Genomic DNA, 25727 nt, shown 5'->3' on the forward strand with positions numbered 1-25727 from the left:
AAATAGGAGAAAGGGGACTAGAAAAATTTTCTATTTTCTCTTGATGAACAAAAGAAGTAATTCCATCACTAGAAATATTTAAAAGTTGATTTAAAAAACTTTTTCCCTCGTTAAAGCTGTTTGCTCCTTTCACTTTAATTACCTCTAAAATCTTGCTTCGCGCAGTCGAAATTTCTTGAACTGGAGGTTTTTTTTTATAAATATGATGACAGGTTTCAATGATTTCTATATTTTCTTTTGTATCTGTCAGCGTCATGGAACTAATACCGCGATCGCTATATCCCATAATATTAAATGTTACAGAAATATCATCTCTCAGAAGATTATGGGAACTAAGAAATTTCCAGAAACTATAAGCATAACTTCCTGCTTGTATCATCTTGATACTTTCTTTGTCTTTGGTCGCAAATGCAGTGTAATGATTGGCTAAACTTTTAGATAATTGAATACCTGGATTTTTACTATCTAATCCTAAATTAGAAAAAATACTTTTCTTTCTTAAATAACTAATTTCTTTCAGTAAGATTCTTTTAAAAACTTCTACACTATGAAGATCTTCTAACTGATAAATTTCTTGAATAGAAAAAATTGAGTAATCTATACATAAAATATGCCATTTATTCTCATATTGAATTAGCATGAGAGTATCTGCTTTTAAAAATTCTCCTGTCTTTTTGTATTGATCAATATGTTCAACATCTTTTAACTGAGAAATAACTGCTTTATATCCCTCTATTTCTCCTTTATTATTATAAGTTCCTAAACTATTATCACCATGAAAATAACACTGATAATAGAGAATTTCTAAATCTTTATAATTACGTTTTTTAACAGGAATGGCCTCCAGGTACTCTTGGCACAAATTAAGTCCTGACAAAAAAGATTTTTGTAAGAAAAAAAGTACCCACTTTTTAATAATCTTTCGATCTGACTCATTCATAACTCCTTCACTATCAGCTATTTTTTTGATGATTTTAGAGAACTTTAGCTGTTGCAAATCTTGAGAGTATAAGTCACCAAAGCTATTTTTAATGTTGTTTTGTTTGATATAAGTGAGTAATCCGATATTAAATCCAACCTCAAACAAAAAACCTAACTTTTCTCCTAACTTTGACATGATTCTGTTTCCTCATTATCTGGGTTAATGTTTAAAAATCTTCTCACTTCTGTCAAAAAGGCAAGACAATTAAAGTCAATGTTGCTATTACTATGTTTAAATATTGATAATGCACCGACAGATTTTTCCCCAATTATTTGTTCATAAGGGTCTAATTTTAAATTTATTTTTCCCGATGCTGCTTCATATCGAGAAAAGTGGAACAGAGTTAAATAATTGAAGAGATCATTTTTAAGTTTACCATCATCTATTAATCCTGTGTGAATATCTGTCTCATGTTCAATTTCATCATAAATATTTAAGAACGTTGTATAGGATATGACTCCATTATAATATTTTTCTCCCCCTGGAACTGTCATACCATTAAACAAGTTAAAAAATACAATTGATTTTTGACTAGAATCTTTAATATCCTTAACTAATTGTGTTAATTCTGAAACATCTTGAATATAAAGTGAAGTTACCTTGGGTTCTTGAAGTTTGAGGACATAATATTTATCAAAGAAAACGGGATAAATTTTTATATCTTTTCTGTCTCTCTTTAAACCTTGAATAATATCAGGAGACATAAAAAATAACTCTCTATCTGTTCCTGTGATATTGACATAATTAGAGTAAGGAGATTTAGCAATATATAAAAAGTGACGATATCCTTTATTATAAAGTTCATTTACTTTATCAAAAAGAACATCGGGATACTTATGGATCTTTTCACTACCATAATTACTAGAAAATGTTCCCTGATTATACAGTCGAATAGTATTATCTGGTTGACGATATAGACAAATAACCTCTCCCATCATATTAGAAATTTTGTAACCATTTTTATACGGGCGATCGCATTCTCGACTACAAACAACAATAATCGCTAATTTATCTAACTGAGGAGTATAATTATTAAACTTAAATACTTTAGGGATAATAGAATAAAGAGAACTTAAACTATTCTTTATTTTATATTGTTTCAGAGCTTTAACATTAATTCCTTGAGTGCTAAAACGGTTCTTTTCATTTAAAAGATGGGATAATATATAAGAAAAAGAGCGCATAAATGTTTCTTCTGGTGAAGCATCATCTTTTGTCGTTAAATGAAAACGTAATAAAGAGATAAATAACTGAGGTTTGTAGTCATCAAGTAAAGATTTAAGGCTAAGATAGGTTAATAAGGAAAAAGTTAGTTGATAACAAAAAGCATTATTGTTATCTAGTTTATTAAAAATGTTTTGTTTAAGACGTTGATAGTTATAAGAAAAATAAATAATATTGTTTGTCAGACAAATCTGTTGGAAAATTTGATTACATTTATTTTCTTGGGGAAATAAAAGAATAGGTATAGTTTTTATTCCTCGTAAATCATAATTCATGCTAAATTTTTGCTCTTCTTCAGTAGGAAAGTATTGAATATCATTGATTTTTATATCAACGGCAAGACTACATAGGGACTGAGGATTAACAGGAGAATCATTAACTGAAATATATTTTAAAGCTTGCTTAATGTTTAAGATTGGTTTAAATAAGCTAATGGTGTTTTCAATATTGTCAATATCGTTTTCCAAAATTGCCGTACTAACACTAATCTTAAGTGGGTATGTTTGAGAATTAAATATTTTTTTATCTTTCATAAACTTTATTAAAAGAACTTTAAGTCTGTCAATTTTAACTGAAACATTATAAAGTTTAAATCCTTCTATTATATCTAGAAATAAACTTTTTTTGTCTAGATCATTAGCATTTTTTAAAATAGGCAAAATAACTTGTTCAAAGTATATTATTGGATTATAATTTAATTCTGAAGATCGATCATACTTATCGTCTAAAGGATTACTACGAGAATTAAAAACCAAACAATATAAAAAGACAATTCTTAAGACTTTTTTGATTAATCTTTCTTTCTCAATCTCGTTATCAAGTTTTGCTTTATTTTCTTTAGTATCTAGATCAAGATGACTAAGATGATAGTCAAAAGAATTCATACCTCCAGCAGTTTGTACTTGTCCATTTAATTTTAGTTTAAGTCCATAGATAAACTCTTGTTTCTCCTGTTCATGATCATTAATTTCTCCTAAATAACCTTCTATTTGAGGAATAATTGGTAACTTATCAAAAGCATAGGAATTATTAAAAAACTCTTGATAATCAACTTCTACCCCTTGATAATACACTTTATAATAATTATCAGGTTTATTTTCATCATTAATATACTGTTCTATGATCTTAAGTCTTCTAATTAAATCTTTAAGATAAATAGCATTTTCTTCATGTTTAACTTGTTTGTATAAAAATTCTAAATATTTAATACTTGCTGTTTTTTTGAGTTTACCTAAAGCTTCTTCTGTCATCAGTTTTTTCAGTAAAAAAATATGATTACCTTCTTGTTCTTGATTCTCAAATAGTCCATCTAAAATATCTTGTAAAGTTTCTCTTTCATCCTCATTAAATCGCTCTTCGTTGTTAATATAATTTTGTAGACTGTTTTTTAACTCAGTGACAAAAATCGTTGGTTTTTTGATAGTTATTGTCAATTTATGCAACCTTAATAATGGAGAGGTAGTTAAATTATCTTTAGGAAGTGTTAACCGTTGCTTTTGTAAATTTGTATATTGTTTTTCAAAAGGGTAATTAAAGCTGATTTCTTTTTTATTTATTGTTTCACTAAACTTTTGCTCTGTAACTTTTAAATTTGTTAAAGGCGTTGCTATGATATTTATATACTCTTGAATTGATAATGTTTGATTTTCTTGTTTGGGTAAAGCTTCTTCTAATAAAAATTTTACCCTATCTTGAATAGTATGAAGTTGCTCACTAAATTGAGTTTCTAAACCTTTTAAAAAGTTAATAGAAGCACATTTTGTCCCAGAAGTTCTTCCCGTAAAAAGACTTTCAATAGGTAAGCAAGCAACTTGATAAGCAATTTCATCAACATTCATTAGAAGTCGTTTACCGTCATCAGACACTTGAAAAAGTTCCTCAGATTTATCACTTTGTAACACTTCAATAATCTTGTTTAAGATATCACTATAATTTAATTTAACTAAATTGTTACCATCTTCTCTCAAATTACTTCCAGAATTTGTCATTTTTTTGTAACCAATATGTAAATAAACAATAATCTTTCATCACCCATTAATAAGTTTATGGATCACGCTATAGTTATAGTACCCAAAATTGAAGCTAAAATTATCATCAGAATGTCAAGATTTATAACGATTGAGAACATCAAGAACAAAAAATCGTCTAAATGTGATCTAAAAAAATATCTATTAATCGATATACCTTGACTAATTGACACTAGGAATGTTATAGTTCTGCCCTAATTACCTTATCCTCCAAAGCCTATGCAACCTATTGATTATCTCATTATCTTATTTTACTTAATTATGACTCTGATTATTGGCTTTATGCCCCTTTTATTTCGCAAAAGAAAAGATATTAGTTATTTCTTGTTTAATAAAAAAGATATTCCTGGTTTATGGCATTCACTACGCACAAATGATGATCAACAAAGTTTAGAAGACTATCACTTAGGAAACTTCCCCTGGTGGGCGTTAGGGGCTTCAGGAATGGCTTCTAATGTGGATATTGCCGGAACAATGGTTATTGCTGCCCTGGTTTATGCTTTGGGAACTCAAGGCTTCTTTATTGAAATTCGGGGTGGAATTGTGCTAATCATGGCATTTTTAATGATTTTCATGGGAAAATGGACGAGAAGGGCTGTTATTACTGAAAATGGAGAAGAAAGACGAGTAATGACGACGGCAGAATGGATGATTTTCCGCTTTGGAAAAGGCAAAGGGGGAGATTTTGCTCGTCTTATTAGTGCCGTTTCTAATATAGTATTTTCTATTGGGGCAATGAGTTATTTTTCCATTGGTGGCGGTAAATTTATCGGAACTTTAATGGGAATTGATGATCGTTTTGCTTCCATATTATTAGTGGTTTTAGCTGCAGTTTATACCATTGCTAGTGGCTTTAGTGGAGTAATTTGGACAGATGTTTTTCAAGGTTTATTAATCCTTGTTGCTGTGATTTATATTTCTTGGTTATCTTGGACAACTGTGACACTACCTGAGACATTTTCTGTATCAATTCCTAATGGTGACAGTTTCATTATTAAAAATTGGAATTTTGCAGATTGGAGTCATATTTATCCACCTTTTACCGCAGATTTACCAGGAGATTATGCTATTTTTAATTTGTTTGGTGGTGTCATTTCGTTTTACCTGTTAAAAACAGTTATTGAAGGCTGTAGTGGGGCAGGTGGATATATGGCACAACGATATTTTGCTGCGAAAGATGAAAAAGCAACGGCATTTTTATCCCTGTTTTGGATTATTTCTATGTCCTTTCGTTGGCCCCTAATTGCTGCTTTTGCTATGTTAGGTATTCACTATGGTTTAACCCATAGTTCGCCTATTACTGACCCTGAATTAATCTTACCTATTGTTATAAACACCTATGTTCCCACAGGTTTAAAAGGATTATTAGTGGCTTGTTTTATGGCAGCAGCGATGTCAACCTTTTCCTCAATTATTAATGCGAGTGCTGCTTATTGGACAAAAGATATTTATGAACCTTATGTCCTCAAAAATAATCCCTCTCGACGTAATCAAATGTCCCTTGAAGAACAGAATCAAAAATTAGTTTTTCAAAGTCGTTTAGCTTCTCTTTTAATTGTTGCTACTGGATTAGTTTTTAGCTTTAATTTGAGTAATATTAATGAAATTTGGGGTTGGTTATCTTTGGGGTTAGGAGTTGGATTAGGAATTCCTTTATTATTACGCTGGTATTGGTGGGAATTTAATGGTTATGGGTTTGCTTGGGGTACATTAGGAGGAATGATAGCAGCTATCCTTACTAAAGCGGTTATTTTACCCTTAACAAATAATCTTCAAAATCAAGAATATATTCTCTTTTTTGTCCCGGCTATTTTTTCTTTATTAGGTTGTATTATTGGCACTTATGCTACACCTGAAGAACATAAAACTGATAAAAAAGTTGTAGAAAATTTTTATAATATAACGAAACCTTTTGGCTTCTGGGGAGAATTTAGTAAAGGTTTAACGAGAGAGCATAAATTTGATATCATATCCACATTTATTGCTGTTCCTTGGCAATTATGTATGTTCTTGCTAGGAATGATGATTATGATGAAGAATTGGGAAAATATTAAAATCTTAAGTTTAGTATTTTTCTTGTTATCCATTGCCTTGTATTTTACTTGGTTAAGTCCTATCATCAAACAATCATTAAAAGATAACAAAAAAGAAAAATTGAAGGAGATTGAGAAAATTTCTTCCTAACCTTTACTGACTTATTGATTAAAATTACTTCCGTATAAAGACTCTAGACTAGATAAACTAAGCCTGGCGACCCAGGCTTTTTAATTTGAATTTTGTTAGAATAATAATATGGAAATGCTATAGATTTATTGACAAGAGGAACAATATGCGTTATAAAGTCACCCTAAAAAAGACCGATGAAGGATATGCTATTTGGTGTCCAAACTTGCCTGGATGTTGTTCTCAAGGAGAAACAAAAGAAGAAGCTTTAAACAATATTAAAGATGCAATAGAATCGTACTTGTTTGTTCAGGAACAGCTTAAACAAGATGAAGAGTCTTGTTATGTAGAAGTTGAAGTTAATTATCCCTAAATTATCAGGAATTAATCATCAACGGGCAATTAAAGCATTTGAAAAAGCAGAATTTTATCTGGCCAGACAAGGTAAACATATTACCATGACAGATGGAGAAAAGATCATTACAATTCCTAGAGCAAATCCCATTAATGCCTATACAATGGGAACAATTATAAAAGGGCCAGGTATGACAATTGAAGAATTCAAAAAACTTTTATAATTAATAAAATATTGCTGAAAGCCTATTTTTTAGAACTTTAGACTTAATCTATTATAATCTGAATAAGGATAACGACAGACACCCCTATTTTGATCGTCCATGACTGCAAATATACCCGAATTACCGCCTCAATACGACCCCAAAACTACCGAAACCAAATGGCAAACCGCTTGGGAAACCCATCAAGTCTTTAAAGCGGATAATAGCCACAATGGGAAAACGTTCTGTATTGTTATCCCACCCCCCAACGTTACGGGAAGTTTGCACATGGGTCATGCTTTTGAAGATTGTCTCATGGATGTGCTAGTACGATATCATCGGATGGATGGCTATAATACCCTCTGTCTCCCCGGAACTGACCATGCGAGTATTGCAGTTCATACAATTCTTGATAGACAGTTAAAAGCAGAAGGCAAAACCCGTTATGATATTGGACGGGAAAAATTCTTAGAAAAAGCTTGGCAATGGAAGGAAGAATCTGGCGGTACAATTGTTAATCAGTTAAAGCGGATGGGTCTATCTGCGGACTGGTCACGGGAACGATTTACTCTCGATGAAGGGTTATCAAAAGCTGTTAGAACTGCCTTTGTAAAACTCTATGAAGCAGGATTAATTTATCGTGGTAATTATTTAGTAAACTGGTGTCCCGCTTCTTTATCAGCAGTCTCAGATTTAGAAGTTGAAAGTAAAGAAGTTGATGGACATTTATGGCATTTTCGTTATCCCTTAACTGATGGTAGTGGTTCTGTAGAAGTAGCAACAACTCGACCTGAAACTATGTTAGGAGATACAGGAGTAGCGGTTAATCCTAATGATAAACGATACCAAAAATTAATCGGTAAAACCGTTACTTTACCAATTGTAGGGCGAGAAATTCCTATCTTTGGTGATGAATTAGTTGACCCTGAATTTGGGACTGGTTGTGTGAAAGTTACACCGGCCCATGACCCCAATGATTTTGAGATGGGAAATCGTCATAATTTGCCCTTTATTAATATTATGAATAAGGACGGCACTTTAAACGGAAATGCAGGAATTTTTGCTGGACAAGACCGTTATATTGCTCGTACAAATGTTGTTAAAAAGTTAGAAGAAGATGGTTATTTAATTAAAGTTGAAGAATATCGTCATGCTGTCCCTTATAGTGATAGAGGAAAAGTTCCCGTTGAACCCTTATTATCAACTCAATGGTTTGTAAAAATTGACCCCCTTTCTCAAAAAGCATTAAAGTTTTTAGACGAACAAAATTCTCCTCGATTTGTGCCGGAACGTTGGACAAAAGTATATCGAGATTGGCTAATTAAATTAAAAGATTGGTGTATTTCTCGTCAATTATGGTGGGGTCATCAAATTCCTGCTTGGTATGTCATCAGTGAAACTAACAACACAATTACCGATCATACACCGTTTATTGTGGCAGATAATGAAACAGAAGCCCTAGAAAAAGCCCAACAAAAATACGGCAAAAATGTTAAATTAGAACAAGATCCCGATGTCTTAGATACTTGGTTTTCTTCCGGTTTGTGGCCCTTTTCAACTTTAGGATGGCCCGAAAATACAGAAGACTTTAAAACTTATTATCCCACCAGTACCCTAGTAACAGGATTTGATATTATCTTCTTTTGGGTAGCCAGAATGACCATGATGGCCGGATATTTTACCGATCAAATGCCTTTCCAAGATGTCTATATTCATGGGTTGGTGCGGGATGAAAACGGCAAAAAAATGTCCAAATCTGCTAATAATGGGATTGATCCTTTAATATTAGTGTCTAAGTATGGAACCGATGCCTTACGTTATACTTTAATTAAGGAAGTAGCAGGGGCCGGACAAGATATTAGCTTACAATATGATCGCCAAACAGATGAATCTGAATCTGTCGAAGCTTCCCGAAATTTTGCCAATAAACTGTGGAATGCTGCTCGGTTTGTTATGATGAATTTGAAAGGAGAAACCCCCCAAACTTTGGGAACACCAGATTTAGAGCAATTAGAATTATGCGATCGCTGGTTACTTTCCCGTTATTATCAAGTGGTAAAACAAACCAGACAAGATATTGAAACTTATGGCTTAGGAGAAGCAGCTAAAGGACTTTATGAATTCATTTGGGGAGATTTTTGTGATTGGTATATTGAACTGGTAAAATCTCGTTTATGGCAAGATATACCATCCCGTAAAGTTGCTCAACAAACCTTAGCTTATGTGTTAGATGGTACACTAAAGTTACTCCATCCCTTTATGCCTCATATTACCGAAGAAATTTGGCAAACCCTCACCCAAACTACAGATAAATTTATTGCGTTACAATGTTATCCAGTAGTTGATGAAACTTTAATTAATCCAGAATTAGAAGTATCATTTAGTCAACTATTTGAGACTATTCGTACTGTACGTAACCTGCGGGCCGAAGCGGACATCAAACCAGGAGTCAAGGTTTCAGTAATATTACAGAGTGAAAATGAACAAGAACGGTTGATCCTAGAATCCGGTCAAGATTACATAAAAGACTTAGGAAAAGTGGAAAAATTAACCATTACCTCCCAATTAGAAAAAGAGACGGAACAAGTAATTGCCGGAGTCGTCGGAACCATACAGGCGTTAATTCCTCTGTCGGGTGTTGTAGATATTGCCAGTTTACAGGCTAAACTAGAGAAGAAATTGAGTAAAATTGAAGCAGAGGTAAAAGCCTTAAGCGGTCGCCTAAACAACCCTGGTTTTGTTAATAAAGCCCCCCAAGAGGTTGTTCAAAGTGTAAGGGATACCTTAGCAGAGGCGCAAAAACAAGCTGAAATTTTACGGGAACGTCTGCAACGTCTGAAATAATAACTAAAGCCACCCCTGAATTCTTTATTTGCTATGTTGCACTTGGCTCAAGTTAAAAAGAATCCGACTTCAGGCGAGAGGGAACTTCAGTTGCTGGCACGCCAAAAGTCTCAATATCTCTGGGATGTGAGTTACTCGCAGATGAGTGACTCACCCATTATCTCCCGTGAAGCGGCAATCGCTTTAGGAGAGGGAGTTTTAGTGTTAATTGAACTAGAAGAAAATCAGCAAATAGTAAAAATTTATGAAGCAAAAGATTGGATTATTAGTTTAATTGATACTTATCTAACCAATGAAGTGATTACACCCGAATGGGTAAAACAAGAACAGGAAAGAATTGAACAATGGCGACAAGAAATGACAGCTAAAAGTCTCGATTTAACTCGTCGTCAATTAGAATTAGAAACCCATACAGAACAAATTCAAGAATTAGAAACTAAGTTAAAACAGGAACGGGAAGAATTAGAAAGTCGTTGGGAAAAACTAAAAGCATTAGAAGATGAGTCTGAATAAGTTTAATTCGGATAAATTAAATATTGATGAGGTCAAAGAACAGGGAAGTCGAACTCAGCTTTATTAATGAGAACTTTGTATTTTACTTAGGTGTGGAGTGTTTGGGTCGTCACTCCACAAAGTAATTTAGAGAGATTTTTTAATTCCTAGCCCCTTAATAATCAGTTTCTCTGTGAGTCAGTGCGACGGTATTGTTCACAAAAGGATTAGACAAAGAAGCGGTTTGAATCTTGTGAAATAAGGCCCCAAAACCACTCAGAAAAATAAGGATAGCCACACTGTTGATAATAGTTGTAAGTTTCATGAGGATTTTATATTTGAAGTTCTTCTTTATTAAGTTAATAGTTAGATGTGTCTTTTTCATGTCATTGTCTTGACACTTTCAATGATTGACTCCCCTTGTTTAATCGATTTGTTTGTGCGGATGCTCAAAAAGATGTTATGATGGGAATCGAGCATTAAAGATCGGTACAAGAGTAAGTTATATAATTGACAGATTTTTCCGTTAAGTATTGGTACGTTTCTCTCCGAAATCTCAATCTCCACAATTCAAATAGCAATAGAGACAATTTATGTCAATTTATGTAGGAAACCTCTCTTATGAGGTAACAGAAGCTGAGCTTGGTTCTGTCTTTGCAGAATATGGTTCAGTCAAGCGAGTTCATGTCCCCACAGACAGAGAAACAGGTCGTGCGAGAGGATTTGCCTTTGTGGAAATGGACACACCAGCGCAAGAATCTACCGCCATTGAGACCCTTGATGGTGCTGAGTGGATGGGACGTTCAATGAAAGTGAATCAAGCTCGTCCCCGCGAAGAAGGCGGTCGTGGTCAAAGAAATAGCTTTAATTAACGCATGATTGAATATTAGAATCAAAAAATACAAGAGATTCATCCGTTTTGGGTGAGTCTTCTTTTTTTGAGATTACCAAGTATTTGAAATTTGTTATAATCTAGCTACCTTAACATCAAAAATTAAACCCGATGGAATCTCTAATTAACGAAAAAAAAACTAAAGAACTTCTCACCGAGATTTTAATAGAAATGATGCAATCTAAACGAGAAGTATTTTATGAAATTGTTTTAGAAGCCTTAGAAGAAATTGGTCTAGGGAATGCTATCGTTGAGGGAAGAAAGAATGAATTTGTATCTGAAGACGAAGTTCTGGCAATTCTTGATGGTCAAGTAGAATGAATGTCCGATTTGAGTCCAAATTTGCTAAAGACTTAAAAACGATTGCAAAAGCTATTATTGAAAATTAAAAATATTATTAGTGAATGAACTTGTTTTCGTACGTTTTTTACATAGAAAAGAAATTTATTGATTTTTTCCCTAATATTGTTAGTTGAGACAGTCTCCTCACCCCATTACCCTCCACCGAAAGTGCGCGTAGCGACCACCTCATCACATTCGCGTTGCGTGACTTCATGACGATAACGAAACATTTCTTTAAGACGAGAATCTACCCACCATCCTATTAAAAATTCTACGATCAATCCTCCAGGGATTTCATATTCTATTTTATCCGTTAAACGAGTTTGCCCATTTTCATTGACAAATTCATGACGATGTACCCATGATTCCATGGGGCCAATTTCTTGACGATCCACAAATAAATAAGGTGGGTTACACTCAATATGATGGGCTAACCAACGAATAGGAATAAACCCTAACCATAAACGAAATTCGGAGATTGCCCCGACTCCTAAACCCCCTTCTCTTTTGATGATTTGTACAGGTTGCCAAGGAGGTGTTAATAAAACTAAAATATCTGATCTTTCATGAAATTGCCAAACGGTTTCAATCGGTGCATTAATGAGAGTTGTATATTGGAAAGTCAGCATATTACTTAATATCTATTCAATTTACTTAAACCTTGGGGTTCTCCCGATATCTTAGTATAAAATGTATGTCGGAGCTACAATCTTTAACCCACATTCCGCACTTCAAAAAAGTAGTATTAAATACTACAGTCTTTTCTAATTTGTTCTAAGTATAATTGCTTAAAGAAGATGAGGCAAAAAGATGAGATAATTGTTTGAGTTATCCACCATAAAGAAAAACGAAAAAGTGTCTTATCTAGAAGAAATAGAAGTTAAAAATATAGACCATTTAGGCATAGTAGCCGGATTAATTGATGAAATAGGAATAGTCAAAATAATCAATAATAAATTAGGAATAGATGTCAGAGAAAAAATCTCAGCAGGCACGGTAGTTAAGTCCATTCTCATCAATGGACTAGGATTTGTCTCAAGACCCCTATATTTATTTAGCCAATTTTTTGAAGATAAAGCCGTCGAAAAATTATTAGGAGAAGGAATAGAACCTAATTATATAAATGATGATAAAATTGGGAGAGTCATGGATGAATTATATAAATATGGACTAAATAATCTCTTTATAGAAGTTATCTTAGAAGTTATAAATAAATTTGAAATAGAGATTAAATATTCCCATTTAGATGCCACATCATTCCATCTAGATGGAGAATATAAAAGTGAAGAAAAATACGAGAAAGAGCAAGAAGAAAAGATTATAAAAGAAAGACCAATTTTTATTAAGAAAGGATACTCTCGTGACCATCGACCAGACTTAAAACAATGCGTTTTAGACTTAATAACAACCCAAGATGGAGACTTACCCTTATTTGTCAGAGTTGGAGATGGAAATGAGGCTGACAAAGCCGTATTTGGAAAAATCTTAGTAGAATTTAAAAAACAAATAGAGTTTGACAGTATCATGGTCTGTGATAGTGCTTTATATAGTCAAGAAAATCTCAAACTAATCCAACATTTAAAATGGATAACTAGGGTTCCAATGACCCTCAAAAAAGCGAAAGAATTAATACAAAATGTAGAAATAGAAGAAATAACAGATGACGAAAAAAAGAAAAGAAGTCACCTACATTTAGAAGGTTATACTTGGAAAGAGGAAATAGTAACTTATGGTGGAATCAAGCAAACTTGGTTAATAGTATCAAGTGAAAAAAGACAAAAAAGTGACTTAGAGAAACTAGAAAAACAACTCAAACAAGAAGAAGATAAATGCCAAAAACTTCTTAAACAATTACAATCTGAAGAATTTGAGCATCCCCAATCTGCTAGATATAAATTAAAAGCCATTAACAAAAAACTGAGATTTTTTGAAATAATAGAAGTTGAACTTATTGAAGCTTGCTCTAAGAAAAATGAAACGATTTATAAAATTGTTGGTCTGGCTCAGAAAAATAATGAAGAGATAGCTAAAAGAACTAAAGAATCAGGGAGATTTATTTTAGCGACTAACTTAGTAGAGGAAAATAAATTAGAGCCGACTGAAATTCTCATAACTTATAAAAATCAGCAATCTTCTGAAAGAGGATTTCGATTCTTGAAAGATCCTTTATTTTTTGCCGATAGTTTTTTTGTCGAGAAACCGGAAAGAATAGAGACAATGTTATTTTTGATGTCTTTCTGTTTGCTCCTGTATAACTTGGGACAAAGAGAACTAAGAAAGTGTTTAAAAAGAGCCAAGGTAGGAGTCAAAAATCAAGTTGGTAAATTAACAGAGCGTCCTACATTGAGATGGATGTTTCAATGTTTCCAAGGGATTCATTTTGTAATTTTAAACGAAGTAAAACAGATTGTTAATTTAACGGAAGAAAGACGTTTTATTTTAAGTTGTTTGCCCGCATCTTGTCAAAAATATTATCTATAATTTTAAGCAAATACAACAAAAAGAATAAATCGATAAGAGTTGAATAATATTCACAGAGGAGGGGAAATACTCCTCTGTTTGTGGTGACTTCTTCTAATTTTCAACGAGTTAAAATATTCTAAATTTGATAAGTTCACCCAAACATCTGATGGATTGAGAATTTTTCTTTATTCCATCTGAATTTTTTGCCTTTTCAAAGCTCTGTATTTTTTAATACTACATTTTGAAGTGCGGAATCTAAGTTTAACATCCTGGGTTACGACGCGGACAAAAACTTATTAGTTTTCCGGTCAAAATTGTTGCCGCGTCTAATCCACCCTACGAATCATAAGCTTTACTTATCACCACTTAAACAAAATTAATTACACATAGCAGGGCGGATTGATCTAGTTTTTTCGTGAGAATCATGGATTTATATTTATTAGGCTATCCCAGTGTTTTAAATTATGATGGTTCTTGGAATCAATGGAGTCATCTTCAAAATTGAAGATAGTGCATTAATTGAGCTATAATTTGCCCGTCTAAGGTTAATCGTTTTTGGAAATCTACTAAGTTCTTATAATTACCATTTTCTTGACGATTATTAACAATTTTTTGGGCTAAGATTATATCAATTAAGAAAATTGATTCTAATTGTTCTATCGTAGCTGTATTAGGATTAATTCGTTGAGGAGTCAGCAAACTATCAGGATCATAGTAACAAAAGGAAAGAAGGGGAACTAAAGGATTAAGAGGTTGTACAGAAATACTTAATGCGGCGGCTACGTCTTCAATACAGAGTAATTCTACACCTATTCTTACCAAGTTAACTAATGTTCTGGCTTGATGAATAGAAATTCCTGGTAATCTCAACCAATCATCAATAGTGGCTTGATTTACTTCAATTTTAACCCCTAATTCTGCCGCGATCTCTATTTCTTCTAAGGAACAAAAACGATAATAGGGATCATTAAGAATTCGCTGACGAATAGCTTGTCGTTGGGGATTAAGTTTTTTAGTCCAAGCAGAAAATGTCATGAGTTTTAAGCAATGCGATCGAGTAGTTGACGGCGTTTTTGTTCAAATTCATAATCAGAAACTAACCCTTCTTCTCGTAAGCGATCTAATTCTCGTAAACCCTCGGCGATCGCCCCAACTTGTATAGGTTGACTGGTGTTAATATTGAGAAGATTCGGTTGAAGATTAACCCCATTAAATTGAGCGTTAAACTGTTGTTCTCCTTGTACAAAATACCACACAGCATCAATCGCACAAGCAATACGAGGAATGGGAGTATTCCATAAAAGAAAATAGATTACCCCCCAAATGGGTTGTCCGAGGTAAAATTTATGGATTCCTGCGATCGGCCAAGGGATAACCGTACAAATTAAGGCCAGTATTATCCCCATTTTACGGTTTTTTGGCTGAGTGATTAGCTTTTCTACGGATGACATCAGGTTTGAATCTAAAAGTGGGGTTGAGGATTTAAAATCTACTTTACCGTCTTTGACTCTTTTGAGCATGAGGTGTTCCAAACCTATAACTTTAATTGAGTAATACCATGTTTCCCAAACATGAGGGTGTTGGGTTTCGTCACCTCAACCCAACCTACATCTGTTGATCTCTATCTCCTTTGTTAATACGGAAAACCGTAGTTCCCCTAAGCTTTCAACTGATTTACAATACAATTAAGGGCTGTTTTTAAGCAGATAGTTCCTTAATATTACATCGCAAAAAAAGGAAGATAATCATGGGATTTTTTGATTCAGAAGTTGTTCAACAAGAAGCAAAAAAATTATTTGAAGACTATCAATCTCTGATGCAATTAGGAGGAGAATATGGTAAATTCGATCGACAAGGAAAACAAATTTTTATTGACAAAATGGAAGAACTTATGGATCGTTATAAAATTTTCATGAAACGCTTTGAGTTATCTGAAGATTTTATGGCTCAAATGACGGTTCAACAACTCAAAACTCAATTGAGTCAATTTGGAATTACTCCTCAACAAATGTTTGATCAGATGAATGTAACTCTAGAAAGAATGAAATCTGAAATACAATAAATCAGGGAATTAAAATCTAATAATAAAAATCTTTTTAATAAACAATTATGTACGATTTTGTCATTATTGGTGGAGGAATTGTTGGCCTGTCTACTGGGATGGCTTTAGGGAAACAATATCCTCAAGCTTCTGTTGTCATTCTGGAAAAAGAAACGGGTGTCGCTTATCATCAAACAGGACACAATAGCGGGGTTATTCATTCGGGTATTTATTATAAACCAGGTAGTTTTAAAGCAAAATTTACCCGTGCTGGTAGTCAGTCTATGGTAGAATTTTGCCAAAAATATGATATTCCTCATGATGTTTGTGGTAAGGTCATTGTTGCCACTCAAGAAAAAGAATTACCCTTATTAGATAATCTCTATCAACGAGGTCTAGAAAATGGCTTAAAAGTTCAGAAAATTACACCTGAACAAGTCAAAGAAAAAGAACCTTATGTTAGTTGTTTAGGAGGAATTTATGTCCCCACATCTGGTATTACCGATTATAAAAAAGTCTGTCAAAAATATGCTGAACTAATTGAATTACAAGGGGGAGAAATTCGTTTTAATACGAAAGTAACACAAATTATTGATACTCCACAAGGTAAAGTATTAGAAACAACTCAAGGAACTATTAATACTAATTTTGTCATTAATTGTGCCGGATTATATAGCGATCGCGTGGCTAAAATGGGAGGGGTTGACCCCCAAGCTAAAATCGTTCCCTTTCGCGGTGAATACTATCAATTAAAGCCAGAAAAACGATATTTTGTTAAAACACTCATTTATCCCGTTCCTAATCCCGAATTTCCCTTCTTAGGTGTACATTTTACTCGTATGATTGATGGTAGTATTCATGCGGGGCCAAATGCGGTTTTAAGTTTGAAAAGAGAAGGCTATAAAAAGACAGATTTTGATTTAAAAGAGTTCGTAGAAGTGATGACTTATCCTGGGTTTTGGAAGTTAGCCGTTAAACACGCTGATGAGGGCATTAAAGAGATAATTAGATCTTTTAGTAAAGCCGCATTTGTTAACAGTTTACAGCAATTAATTCCTGATGTTACAGCAGATGATATTATACCTTGTGAAGCTGGAGTAAGAGCGCAAGCTTTAAAGGCAGATGGTAAGTTAGTTGATGATTTTTTAATTATACAAGATAAACATGCCATGCACGTTTGTAATGCGCCTTCTCCTGCTGCTACTGCTTCCTTAGAAATTGGTAAATCTATTGTGTCACAAATTCCTCAATTAGTTTAGAAATGTAGCTAAACTAATATTTAATAAAAGGTTAAAGCCTTATCCTAAGGAACAGGTGAAGAAATGCGTCAGCTTTTAGGAACTGATCAACCTGCCGCAACTAAAAAACCTCAAATAACTCGAAAAAATATCAGTGAAATAGACGCATAATTTATGAAGATCTTAGTAAATGCTGATATTGAAACTTATTTATTGTTAGCTGTTCCGATTGATTCTGTAATTGATTGTGTGACCATAATGAAAGGTAAAATTGTTGATTTAATCAACAATCATACTAATGAGTTTTAACTAAAAATGGTTCCTACTAATAGTGACCATTCAGCTATGACAAGGTAAGTTAATAATTATTTTGATTTCATTACTACTTCTCTGTCCTAATGAGATTATTTTAACAAATAACAAACAAAACTTAATCAATATTTAATAGGTAGCGTTTATACTTTTCCTGGACTTTTATTACTTTTAATCTATGAGGAGTTCATGTTAAAATTTTCGTTTTGTTTAAAATATAGTCTAACTGCGACTTCATTGATTTTAGGCTCAATTTTTACCTCATCTAATGCTTTAGCAACTCAATTAGTTGGTAGGGCAGTTTTATCTGCTAATACTTTCGCACCTGGACCAACATCAGGACAATTTATTACTCCTAGTAATGGGTTTATTCCTCCTTTTGTTAACCAAGAACCCGTACAAGGATTTTCTTCTATTTTACCTGGACTTAAACCAAATACTTATCGCGTACTCGAAGATAATGGATTTGGAAGTAAAGCAAATTCTGCTGATTCTGTGCTGCGTTTTTATGGGGTTGAACTAGATTTTAATACGGGTCAAGTATTTGCCGCAAATTGGCAAACTGGAGACAGATTAGCTAGTTTTACTAATGAGAGTTTCTTACAATTAAATGATCGGGATAATAAAGCGGGATTTCTTATTGTTGCTGATTTAGTTAATTATCCTAATTCAGCGATTCCTGTTGATGCTAATATCAAAAATAATCGTTGGTTAACAGGGGCAGATTTTGATATTGAATCTTTCCGTCAAGCGTCTGATGGTACATTTTGGGTAGGAGATGAATTGGGGCCATTCTTATTACATTTTGGCAGCGAAGGACAACTTTTAAAAGCTCCTATATCCGTTCCTAATGTGTTAGGATTCGATGCAAATCCTTTTGTACAATCCCCTGATAATCCTAATCTAACAACGGCTAATTTAGGTCGTTCTAGAGGGTTTGAAGGACTGGCAATTAATCCTAGTGGTACTAAATTATATCCTCTTTTAGAAGGGCCATTAACCTCTGATTCTCAACGCGATCGCCTGTTAATTTATGAGTTTGATTTGACTACGGAACAATTTACCGGAAAGTCCTTTAATTATCGTTTGGAAGATACTTCACACGCTATTGGTGAATTAACTGCTATTAGTGACAATGAATTTATTGTCATTGAACGAGATGGAAGACAGGGCGATCCTAATAATCCTGCTTTTACTAATCCTGCACAGTTTAAACGTCTCTACAAAATTGATATTAATCAAGTAGATGGTAATGGATTTGTCAAGAAAGATTTATTAGTTGATCTGTTAAATATTGATGATCCTAATAATCTGGGAGGTAACGGAACCACGAACGGAATTTTTACCTTTCCTTTTGTAACTATTGAGTCAGTTTTACCCATTAATAAAAATACCTTGTTACTCGTTAATGATAATAATTTTCCTTTTAGTGTTGGTCGTACACCAGGACAAGCAGACAATAATGAATTTATTTTAGTTTCTGTCTCTGTTCCTGAATCAAGTTCATTGGTGGGATTATTATTATTAGGAGGTTTAGGATTATTTTTGATGATTAAACATCAAAGAAAGTCAGAATAAGGTTCTACCGGACTTACTATGCTAAATTAATAATGAATAAAAGGTTAAAGCCTTATTCTATAGAAACAAAGTCTGACGAACGCGGACAACCATTAAAGGTTGCGTAGGCAACCTTTGTTTGTATAGCTTAACTCTGAGCGAGTTAAAGTCTATTCTTTGTGATAATTTAGCATAACTTGTCCGGTAGAAGCAAAAACGTCCTCTTGCAATGACAGATTATTTACGCTTTTTCTACTGCTAGTTGAATTAATTGATCAACTAATTCAGGAAATTTAATTCCGCTTGCTTCCCAAAGTTGAGGATACATACTAAAAGCAGTAAACCCTGGTAAAGTATTAATTTCGTTGATAAATATTTCTTGAGTTGCTTCTACATAAAAAAAGTCTACCCTAGCTAATCCTGAAGCGTCAATTGCTTTAAATCCTTCAATAGCCATTTCTTGAATTTGAGTGATAATATTATCAGGAAGTTGGGCCGGAATATGTAACTGGGCCCGTCCATCCGTATATTTAGTTTCGTAGTCATAAAAATCACTATCATAAGTAATTTCGCCAATAACCGACGCTTTCGGGTTATCATTACCTAAAACCGCACATTCTACCTCTCTAGCAGTCACTCCCGTTTCAATAACAATGCGTCTATCATAACTGGCCGCACTATCTAAAGCACTTTCTAATTCTGAACGCGATCGCACTTTAGCAATACCCACCGATGACCCTAAATTAGCAGGTTTAACAAAACAAGGATAACCCAGAGATTGTTCAATATCATCACAAAGTTTCGGGAAAACACAAGCATTTGACCAGACCTGCGATCGCTCAATAAACTTATAATTAACTTGAGGTAATCCAACTTGTGCAAAGGCCGTTTTCATGGCAATTTTATCCATCCCCACAGATGACCCTAAGACCCCACTACCGACAAAAGGAACCCGCATTAAGGTTAATAACCCTTGTATTGTGCCATCTTCTCCATTAGGGCCATGAAGAATGGGAAACCAGACATCAACCGTCTTAACTTCTGGGGGAAAATCCCATAATTGTTGAGGGTTACTATCATCACAGACTAAAGGAGTTCCCGTCTCTAAAACCTGTTGTCCTACTTCTGAGGCTTGCCAAACCCCGTTTTTGGGGATATAAACGGGTAATACCTCATATTTGCTCTGATTATCCCCTGTTTGTAAAGCTGTAGCGATCGCCCTTGCAGAATTAATGGAAACTTCATGTTCTCCTGAACGTCCCCCAAACAATAACCCAACCCGTAACTTACTCATTTCGTCGTTCCTTTCCCGTTTTTGTTTTTGATGGTTCTACCGGACAAGTTATGTTAAATTATTACAAATAAAAGACCTTAACTCGCTCAGAGTTAAGCTATACAAACAAAGGTTGCCTACGCAACCTATAATGGCAGTCCACGAAGGTGGACTTCGTTTTTATAGGATAAGGCTTTAGCCTTTTATTAATTATTAGTTTAGCATAACTTGTCCGGTAAAACCAAATTTTCTCTGATAAAATCCTCGAACAATAAGCCCAAATTGTTCATTGTTCATTGTTGAAAGAAGGGAGTATTATTTTTGTAAAATATCTTCTACTGAGACACCATCTCCTTGATAACCAAAGTAAGATAAAGTAGCGGCAGCTTCAGCACGAGTGACAGTTTTTTTCGGTTGAAAAAGGGTTGTATAACCAAATACTCGGCGAACATTAGCTTTTTCTCCATTCTGAAAATCGGCGTATAAGGCTTGTAATGCTTTAGAATTAATTTTAGCGGTATCTTGAAATCCCCACGTTTCTTTAACCCCATCAATAGACGCTTTGGGCAATGCTTTACCTGTGTCTAAAGGAACTTTCCAGGTCATTAAATCTTCCCGCGTTAATGGGGCATCAGGACGAAAAACAGTAGTGCTAGTATCTCCTGTTAAACTAGAAGGAATTAAGCCCGCTTCAGCTAGGCCTTGAATTACCTCAAAATCTGAGTCTTTGGCAAGAACATCTCCAAAAGCAGGTTGAGCAGTTTTTAAGCCTAAACGAATTTGTTTTTCTGGGGCATTTTCATAAAATTTATTATGAGCATTTAGCAACCATTTAGCATAAGTTCGACGGCTAATAGGTCCATTAGGATTAAAAACATTATCGCCAGTTTTATCAGGGGTTAAAATGCCTAAACTGGCTAAATTTTGTACCGAAGAACGTAAAGGTTCAGGAACAGTATCGAGATCAGAAAAATTAACCACTTCCAGAGTAGAAGGGGAAAGATTAGGAGAAGATTTAACTGTTGATGGGGTTGAGTTTTTAACAGCTTGATATTCGAGAGTAAATTCTGTATTTGAGTCGGCAGAATTCAAAAAAGAAATTTTAATTTCTAGTCCATTTCCCTGAACAATTAAAGGTTTATCTTGTGGGTTAGATGAAAAAGGTTCTACAATTTTCCAGGGGGTTGACTGGAATTGTTGTTGATAAAAATCAGCGATCGCTTTGATAGAATCAGAAGATGACCAACGAGTCAGACCTTTTTCAGGTGTAAGACCTTCGGGATTTTCTTGCGAAGTGGCTTTAGGATAGATAGGAATAGTAGTGGGAAAATTATTAGGCAGTAGGGATGCAGAAGGGTTATTTGTTTCCGAATTAGGGGATAATTCAGGATTAGGGGCCAAACGACCCTCTAATTCTTTAGTGCCACTACAAGAACTTAATAAAGCCACTAAAGACCATAAAAAACCCCAACTCATTAAATTTTTCATCATCTATAAATTATGAATTATGAATTATGAATTATGAATTATGAATTTAAGTAGGTAGTCATAATTAAAGTCATAATAGAAAAGTTCGTATCTGAGTGCGTAACTCCTAGAATTATTCATTGTTAATTGTTCATTCTCCATGACCCATTGTTTATTAGACATCTCCAAAAGCCCAGATTTTACCTTGATGATACAAGGCTTTGAGGTTAAGTTCGGTCGATATCTATTATAATTCATAATTCATAATTCATAATTCATAATTCATAATTCATAATTCATAATTCATAATTCATAATTCATAATTCATAATTTATAATTTAATTAGCCTTTGCCGTTCGTTGATGTTCTAAAGCACCTTTGGGATAAACAAGACGTTGATGATGAAATTGCTGCCAAACTTTAACAAAAACTTCAGCAATAATGGGTAATTCCTCATATTTAATGCCACAATCACACAATTGCTCATCACGCCAACGGGCCTTAAAAATTTTCTGAATCATGCCTAAAGCCATTTCTGGAGTGGCTTCTTTTAAGGAACGTAAAGCAGCCTCACAACCATCAGCTAACATGACAATACCTGTTTCTCGTGACTGAGGGACAGGTCCATAATAACGAAATTCTTCTTCAGGAATGGGATTACTTCCTTTACGCTCAGCTTCTTGTTTAGCCTGATAATAAAAATAAGAAATCAGTAAAGTCCCTTGATGTTCAGGAATAAAATCGCGGATGACTCGTGGTAAACCATATTTATTAGCCATTTCTAAACCTTTACTTACGTGCTTTTTAATAATCTCTACACTTTGGAAAGGATCATTAATTTCATCATGTTTATTGGGGGCCCCCATCTGATTCTCAATAAAGCCCAAAGGGTCGTGCATTTTGCCAATATCATGATAAAGAGTTCCGGCTCTAACTAATTCTACATTACAGTGCAATTCTCGGGCCGCCGCTTCAGCCAAACAAGCTACAAATAAAGTATGTTGAAAGGTTCCAGGGGTTTCTGTCGCCAATCGTTGTAATAGAGGACAATTAGGGTTAGCTAATTCTACCAGACGAATAGGGGTAACTAAGTCAAAAATACGTTCTAAATAAGGAGAGATACCCAGGGCCATTACACTCCATAAAAATCCTGATAACCCATAAACCATGGCCCCCGGTAAGACAGCCGACCAAATGGTGGCGGCCACAGGTGCAACAATTAAATAACTAAAAAAGTAGAGGGTTCCTTGAATTAGGCCTACTCCTCCCCCAAGGCCAGCTAATTCATCCCGTGAGCGCAATTTCCCCGCGATTAAAGCGGCTAATAAACCTCCGGCAGTTCCCGCTATAATATAACTCCAATTAATTGTACTAGCCGCAAAGGTAGACAATCCACTTAAGAGAAGCACTTGGGTAATAGCTAAAGTTGGTCCATAAAAACTACTCGTAAGTAGACCCACCGCCGGTAAATTAGTATAGCCAAGATTAAAAATCGCTAACAGAGGGGTACTTAAACTCAATAGACATATGAGTAAATGATCTCGACGACGCATGGGACGATGAATGCGCCTTGTTACCACACAGAAGATGGTGATTGAGCCAGCCACTAGAATAGCAGAAACTCCTAACCCTAACCAATTGGTTCCCCGACGACTTAACCCAAAACTATCGAGGAGGACAAATTCTTCTTGGGTAATGGTTTTTCTGGCTTCGACAATGACATCTCCTGCTTTAATTTCTACAATAACAGGTTCTATGGCAAGAGCGGCTTGTTCGGCCCGTCGTTTGGTTTCTTCTTTATCGACGGTTAAATTATGTTGATTTTGCAAGATAGCCATCAATAATTCTGTGGCTGTTTCTTTTGCCGGAGAGGATAAAATTCCTTGTAGTTGAATGTTAAGAATATCTCTGTGAATATAGTCAGGCATTCCAGCCGGAATTCCTTGGGTCAAAATTCTTTGTAAGGTTTGTCTGAGAATAGGTTTGCTTTTTTTCCAGGTAGAATCATCTAAATTGAGGAAATCTAGGGTTAATTTTGGGGTCAGACCAGAGGTTTTAAAGGTAGAACTTTTGAGAATGGCACTAGCATAGTTATTACGGGACTGGTTAATTTTTGTTAATAGGATGTTAAAGTTGTCATCTGATGTTGTTTTACGATAATTATTGAGTTGTCTGAGGGCATTTTTTATGGTTGGTTGTAAATCTGAGCTATTCTTAGATAAGAGATCAGCCCCTTGATTGGTAGTTATTGCTTTAACAATCATTTGCCAATCTTGTTCAGGACAACTGCGTAAATATTGTTGAATGGATAAGGAAAGAACCCCAACATTAAAGAAAGGAAAAGGGGCTGTTTGAACTCGTAATAAGTCTATTTGATCGATCGCATTACTTAAGTTTAAAGTCAGTTGGTTCGTTAATTCCACATCTCGTTGTAATACTGGGATAACACCTGTACGGACTTCTTTACGTTTTTCTTCGGTGGTTTTGGGGTCTTGAAAGGTTCCGTCTTGGGGAGCTATGATAGTGATGGGAGAAACCGTTCCTACTGATAGTTGGGGTTGGTTGTAGAAGCGATAACCAATAACACTCGTAAGAGACACCACCGTTAACCCCCACATTAAAGGGGGATGAATTTTGCGGATGGGGACACAACCATGTAATTTTTCGAGCATATTAGGGGAATGATTCACTCTAATACTAGGTTTTTTCGCTGAAGGATTAACCGTTTTCAAGGGAAATTGATGACGATTTTGGTAATTTCGTCGCCATTTCTCCAGATGTTGCGTTAAAAATTCAAGTGTCTTCATTATGTGTGAGGTTAGGGAAACGCAAGAGTTTTTAAAGAGTTATCGATAAGTCCCTAAATTAAACTAGGGTATCTGTTAAACAGACGTAAACCTTATAAAAATAATATCAAGTTAATCTTTGATTTTTTAAGTACTTTAGTGCTTATCTAAAGCGATCGCGGATAATCTTAAATATTCTTTTTGAGAAATTAGTCTTTTGGTGGGGTATTTTTGACCAATTAAGGCCGACGTAATCTCATGGGTTTCCCACTCCTGATGAACTTGCTCTGGAGAATAAACACCCGCCCACTTTGCCCACAGTTGCTTTACTTGTTCCTGCATTGACGCTCCCTTGTCTGGGTCTGATATCCCTAACCGCCAATGCAAAGGAATTCCTTTGATTCCATTATAAGCACCTGCTAAGGCTCCTGTTAAGGCAGTGATTACCGCATCACCCGTTTGAGTGGCCCGCAATACTCCTAAGCGAAAGTCTTCTGGATTATTCCTAAAACAATACACTGATAAGAGCATTTTAAATTGTTCTGGAGTAACTTGTTGTTTAAAATAAGTCTTTACCTCCATTAAGGGGGTTCCTTGTGCTAAAAAGACGTTAATCTGTTGCCAGGGTTGATTATCTGTGGAGTTAGCTAAGCTTTTAACACTCAATAGTTGTCCTAATAATTCTGACCACAAAAGCATATCTTCTATTTTCTGCGAAGACAATTGTTCAAGATTAATTAAGGGTTGTAATTGTTCCCTTAGTAGGTAAGGTGTATCAAACAAAAACACAATTAAGGGCAGTATCCCTAAAGTTAGTTCTCCTGTCGGTAAGGACTTGTTTTTGCCGCTTTCTGAGGGTATAATCATTTGCCAGTCTTCTTGAGAGAGTTCTCCCCTTTCGATCAGACGTGCAGTTATTTTTTGCTGCATAATTAACCACCAAGCCTCATATTTTGGGTAATTTCCGAGTTTTCCTGCGATAAAACTCCCTATTAAAGTTCCTTGAAATTGTCTTAAGAGTCTGTTACCCATATCGGAGTTATGATAGTTTTGCAAAGATGAAATTT

Annotated in this window: 22 protein-coding genes; 12 read left to right on the forward strand and 10 right to left on the reverse strand. The window is 34.5% G+C overall.

Features of this window, described 5'->3' with window-relative positions:
• A partial coding sequence (locus AsFPU1_RS04020; RefSeq protein WP_125061048.1) for a helicase occupies positions 1-1117 on the reverse strand: 1117 nt, incomplete at its 3' end.
• On the reverse strand, positions 1105-4194 hold the full coding sequence (locus AsFPU1_RS22945; protein ID WP_227875705.1) for a hypothetical protein: 3090 nt from the start codon (positions 4192-4194) through the stop codon (positions 1105-1107). The genes AsFPU1_RS04020 and AsFPU1_RS22945, both read right to left, overlap by 13 nt.
• A 258-nt stretch (positions 4195-4452) precedes the next feature.
• Between AsFPU1_RS22945 and AsFPU1_RS04030 the strand changes: the two genes are divergently transcribed.
• From AsFPU1_RS04030 to AsFPU1_RS04050, 5 genes are all read left to right on the forward strand, one after another.
• Positions 4453-6417: a sodium:solute symporter family transporter gene (locus tag AsFPU1_RS04030; protein WP_124976426.1), complete on the forward strand. Its 1965-nt coding sequence runs from the start codon at positions 4453-4455 to the stop codon at positions 6415-6417.
• Between the two features lie 145 nt (positions 6418-6562).
• The gene (locus AsFPU1_RS04035; protein WP_124976428.1) at positions 6563-6769 is read left to right on the forward strand and encodes a type II toxin-antitoxin system HicB family antitoxin; all 207 of its coding nucleotides are present in this window, start codon (positions 6563-6565) and stop codon (positions 6767-6769) included.
• Positions 6762-6974, forward strand: coding sequence for a type II toxin-antitoxin system HicA family toxin (locus tag AsFPU1_RS04040; protein ID WP_124976443.1), 213 nt, complete (start codon positions 6762-6764; stop codon positions 6972-6974). The genes AsFPU1_RS04035 and AsFPU1_RS04040 overlap by 8 nt, the downstream gene beginning before the upstream one ends.
• A gap of 99 nt (positions 6975-7073) precedes the next feature.
• Positions 7074-9797, forward strand: coding sequence for a valine--tRNA ligase (locus tag AsFPU1_RS04045; protein WP_124976430.1), 2724 nt, complete (start codon positions 7074-7076; stop codon positions 9795-9797).
• 33 nt (positions 9798-9830) lie between these two features.
• Positions 9831-10310 (forward strand): HmpF-related protein, encoded by a 480-nt coding sequence (locus AsFPU1_RS04050; protein WP_124976432.1) that lies wholly within the window; start codon positions 9831-9833, stop codon positions 10308-10310.
• A gap of 154 nt (positions 10311-10464) precedes the next feature.
• Here the strand turns inward: AsFPU1_RS04050 and AsFPU1_RS22445 are convergent, their stop codons facing one another.
• Entirely contained in the window at positions 10465-10614 is a 150-nt protein-coding gene (locus AsFPU1_RS22445) for a hypothetical protein (RefSeq protein ID WP_172957544.1), read from the reverse strand.
• 268 nt (positions 10615-10882) lie between these two features.
• Here AsFPU1_RS22445 and rbp point away from each other — a divergent pair, with 268 nt between their 5' ends.
• Positions 10883-11161, forward strand: coding sequence for an RNA-binding regulator (rbp, locus tag AsFPU1_RS04055; protein WP_124976434.1), 279 nt, complete (start codon positions 10883-10885; stop codon positions 11159-11161).
• A 131-nt stretch (positions 11162-11292) separates the two neighbouring features.
• Positions 11293-11502 carry a hypothetical protein gene (locus tag AsFPU1_RS04060; RefSeq protein WP_124976436.1) on the forward strand — a complete coding sequence of 70 codons (210 nt, stop codon included), beginning with the start codon at positions 11293-11295 and terminating at the stop codon, positions 11500-11502.
• Positions 11503-11675: 173 nt separating this feature from the next.
• On the opposite strand, the gene AsFPU1_RS04065 is transcribed toward AsFPU1_RS04060, so the two are convergent.
• On the reverse strand, positions 11676-12152 hold the full coding sequence (locus AsFPU1_RS04065) for an SRPBCC family protein (protein WP_124976438.1): 477 nt from the start codon (positions 12150-12152) through the stop codon (positions 11676-11678).
• Positions 12153-12378: 226 nt separating this feature from the next.
• Here AsFPU1_RS04065 and AsFPU1_RS04070 point away from each other — a divergent pair, with 226 nt between their 5' ends.
• Positions 12379-14004, forward strand: a complete 1626-nt coding sequence (locus AsFPU1_RS04070; RefSeq protein ID WP_124972238.1) for an IS1634 family transposase — start codon at positions 12379-12381, stop codon at positions 14002-14004.
• 477 nt (positions 14005-14481) lie between these two features.
• Here the strand turns inward: AsFPU1_RS04070 and AsFPU1_RS04075 are convergent, their stop codons facing one another.
• Together AsFPU1_RS04075 and AsFPU1_RS04080 are read right to left on the reverse strand one after the other, a co-directional pair.
• Positions 14482-15021: a ComEA family DNA-binding protein gene (locus AsFPU1_RS04075; protein WP_124977490.1), complete on the reverse strand. Its 540-nt coding sequence runs from the start codon at positions 15019-15021 to the stop codon at positions 14482-14484.
• A 5-nt stretch (positions 15022-15026) separates the two neighbouring features.
• The gene (locus tag AsFPU1_RS04080) at positions 15027-15437 is read right to left on the reverse strand and encodes an NINE protein (protein WP_124977559.1); all 411 of its coding nucleotides are present in this window, start codon (positions 15435-15437) and stop codon (positions 15027-15029) included.
• A gap of 296 nt (positions 15438-15733) precedes the next feature.
• Here AsFPU1_RS04080 and AsFPU1_RS04085 point away from each other — a divergent pair, with 296 nt between their 5' ends.
• The 4 genes from AsFPU1_RS04085 to AsFPU1_RS04095 all read left to right on the forward strand — a co-directional run bounded on the left by AsFPU1_RS04085 (position 15734) and on the right by AsFPU1_RS04095 (position 19155).
• On the forward strand, positions 15734-16048 hold the full coding sequence (locus AsFPU1_RS04085) for a DUF1825 family protein (protein WP_124977493.1): 315 nt from the start codon (positions 15734-15736) through the stop codon (positions 16046-16048).
• Between the two features lie 47 nt (positions 16049-16095).
• Positions 16096-17286 (forward strand): L-2-hydroxyglutarate dehydrogenase, encoded by a 1191-nt coding sequence (gene lhgD, locus AsFPU1_RS04090; protein WP_124977495.1) that lies wholly within the window; start codon positions 16096-16098, stop codon positions 17284-17286.
• A 153-nt stretch (positions 17287-17439) separates the two neighbouring features.
• Positions 17440-17574: a hypothetical protein gene (locus tag AsFPU1_RS23280; protein ID WP_265415792.1), complete on the forward strand. Its 135-nt coding sequence runs from the start codon at positions 17440-17442 to the stop codon at positions 17572-17574.
• A 192-nt stretch (positions 17575-17766) separates the two neighbouring features.
• A complete protein-coding gene (locus AsFPU1_RS04095; protein ID WP_124977497.1) occupies positions 17767-19155 on the forward strand; it encodes an esterase-like activity of phytase family protein in 1389 nt (462 codons plus the stop codon).
• A gap of 220 nt (positions 19156-19375) precedes the next feature.
• On the opposite strand, the gene AsFPU1_RS04100 is transcribed toward AsFPU1_RS04095, so the two are convergent.
• The 4 genes from AsFPU1_RS04100 to AsFPU1_RS04115 all read right to left on the reverse strand — a co-directional run bounded on the left by AsFPU1_RS04100 (position 19376) and on the right by AsFPU1_RS04115 (position 25692).
• The gene (locus AsFPU1_RS04100; protein WP_124977499.1) at positions 19376-20428 is read right to left on the reverse strand and encodes a D-alanine--D-alanine ligase family protein; all 1053 of its coding nucleotides are present in this window, start codon (positions 20426-20428) and stop codon (positions 19376-19378) included.
• Positions 20429-20722: 294 nt separating this feature from the next.
• Positions 20723-21895, reverse strand: a complete 1173-nt coding sequence (locus AsFPU1_RS04105; protein ID WP_438357540.1) for an S-layer homology domain-containing protein — start codon at positions 21893-21895, stop codon at positions 20723-20725.
• Positions 21896-22212: 317 nt separating this feature from the next.
• Positions 22213-24681, reverse strand: coding sequence for an HD family phosphohydrolase (locus AsFPU1_RS04110; protein WP_124977503.1), 2469 nt, complete (start codon positions 24679-24681; stop codon positions 22213-22215).
• A 135-nt stretch (positions 24682-24816) separates the two neighbouring features.
• Positions 24817-25692: an ADP-ribosylglycohydrolase family protein gene (locus AsFPU1_RS04115; protein ID WP_124977504.1), complete on the reverse strand. Its 876-nt coding sequence runs from the start codon at positions 25690-25692 to the stop codon at positions 24817-24819.
• Between the last annotated feature and the right edge of the window lie 35 nt (positions 25693-25727).

This window comes from Aphanothece sacrum FPU1 (assembly GCF_003864295.1).
In the GTDB taxonomy this organism is placed as follows: Bacteria; Cyanobacteriota; Cyanobacteriia; order Cyanobacteriales; family Microcystaceae; genus Aphanothece_B; species Aphanothece_B sacrum.

Bases quoted from the DNA above. Each gene is read 5' to 3' on its own strand.
- AsFPU1_RS22945 (WP_227875705.1), bottom strand. From the start codon at position 4,194: ATGACAAATTCTGGAAGTAATTTGAGAGAAGATGGTAACAATTTAGTT.
- AsFPU1_RS04030 (WP_124976426.1), top strand. From the start codon at position 4,453: ATGCAACCTATTGATTATCTCATTATCTTATTTTACTTAATTATGACT.
- AsFPU1_RS04035 (WP_124976428.1), top strand. From the start codon at position 6,563: ATGCGTTATAAAGTCACCCTAAAAAAGACCGATGAAGGATATGCTATT.
- AsFPU1_RS04045 (WP_124976430.1), top strand. From the start codon at position 7,074: ATGACTGCAAATATACCCGAATTACCGCCTCAATACGACCCCAAAACT.
- AsFPU1_RS04050 (WP_124976432.1), top strand. From the start codon at position 9,831: ATGTTGCACTTGGCTCAAGTTAAAAAGAATCCGACTTCAGGCGAGAGG.
- AsFPU1_RS22445 (WP_172957544.1), bottom strand. From the start codon at position 10,614: ATGAAACTTACAACTATTATCAACAGTGTGGCTATCCTTATTTTTCTG.
- rbp (WP_124976434.1), top strand. From the start codon at position 10,883: ATGTCAATTTATGTAGGAAACCTCTCTTATGAGGTAACAGAAGCTGAG.
- AsFPU1_RS04060 (WP_124976436.1), top strand. From the start codon at position 11,293: ATGGAATCTCTAATTAACGAAAAAAAAACTAAAGAACTTCTCACCGAG.
- AsFPU1_RS04065 (WP_124976438.1), bottom strand. From the start codon at position 12,152: ATGCTGACTTTCCAATATACAACTCTCATTAATGCACCGATTGAAACC.
- AsFPU1_RS04075 (WP_124977490.1), bottom strand. From the start codon at position 15,021: ATGACATTTTCTGCTTGGACTAAAAAACTTAATCCCCAACGACAAGCT.
- AsFPU1_RS04080 (WP_124977559.1), bottom strand. From the start codon at position 15,437: ATGTCATCCGTAGAAAAGCTAATCACTCAGCCAAAAAACCGTAAAATG.
- AsFPU1_RS04085 (WP_124977493.1), top strand. From the start codon at position 15,734: ATGGGATTTTTTGATTCAGAAGTTGTTCAACAAGAAGCAAAAAAATTA.
- lhgD (WP_124977495.1), top strand. From the start codon at position 16,096: ATGTACGATTTTGTCATTATTGGTGGAGGAATTGTTGGCCTGTCTACT.
- AsFPU1_RS23280 (WP_265415792.1), top strand. From the start codon at position 17,440: ATGAAGATCTTAGTAAATGCTGATATTGAAACTTATTTATTGTTAGCT.
- AsFPU1_RS04095 (WP_124977497.1), top strand. From the start codon at position 17,767: ATGTTAAAATTTTCGTTTTGTTTAAAATATAGTCTAACTGCGACTTCA.
- AsFPU1_RS04100 (WP_124977499.1), bottom strand. From the start codon at position 20,428: ATGAGTAAGTTACGGGTTGGGTTATTGTTTGGGGGACGTTCAGGAGAA.
- AsFPU1_RS04105 (WP_438357540.1), bottom strand. From the start codon at position 21,895: ATGAAAAATTTAATGAGTTGGGGTTTTTTATGGTCTTTAGTGGCTTTA.
- AsFPU1_RS04110 (WP_124977503.1), bottom strand. From the start codon at position 24,681: ATGAAGACACTTGAATTTTTAACGCAACATCTGGAGAAATGGCGACGA.
- AsFPU1_RS04115 (WP_124977504.1), bottom strand. From the start codon at position 25,692: ATGGGTAACAGACTCTTAAGACAATTTCAAGGAACTTTAATAGGGAGT.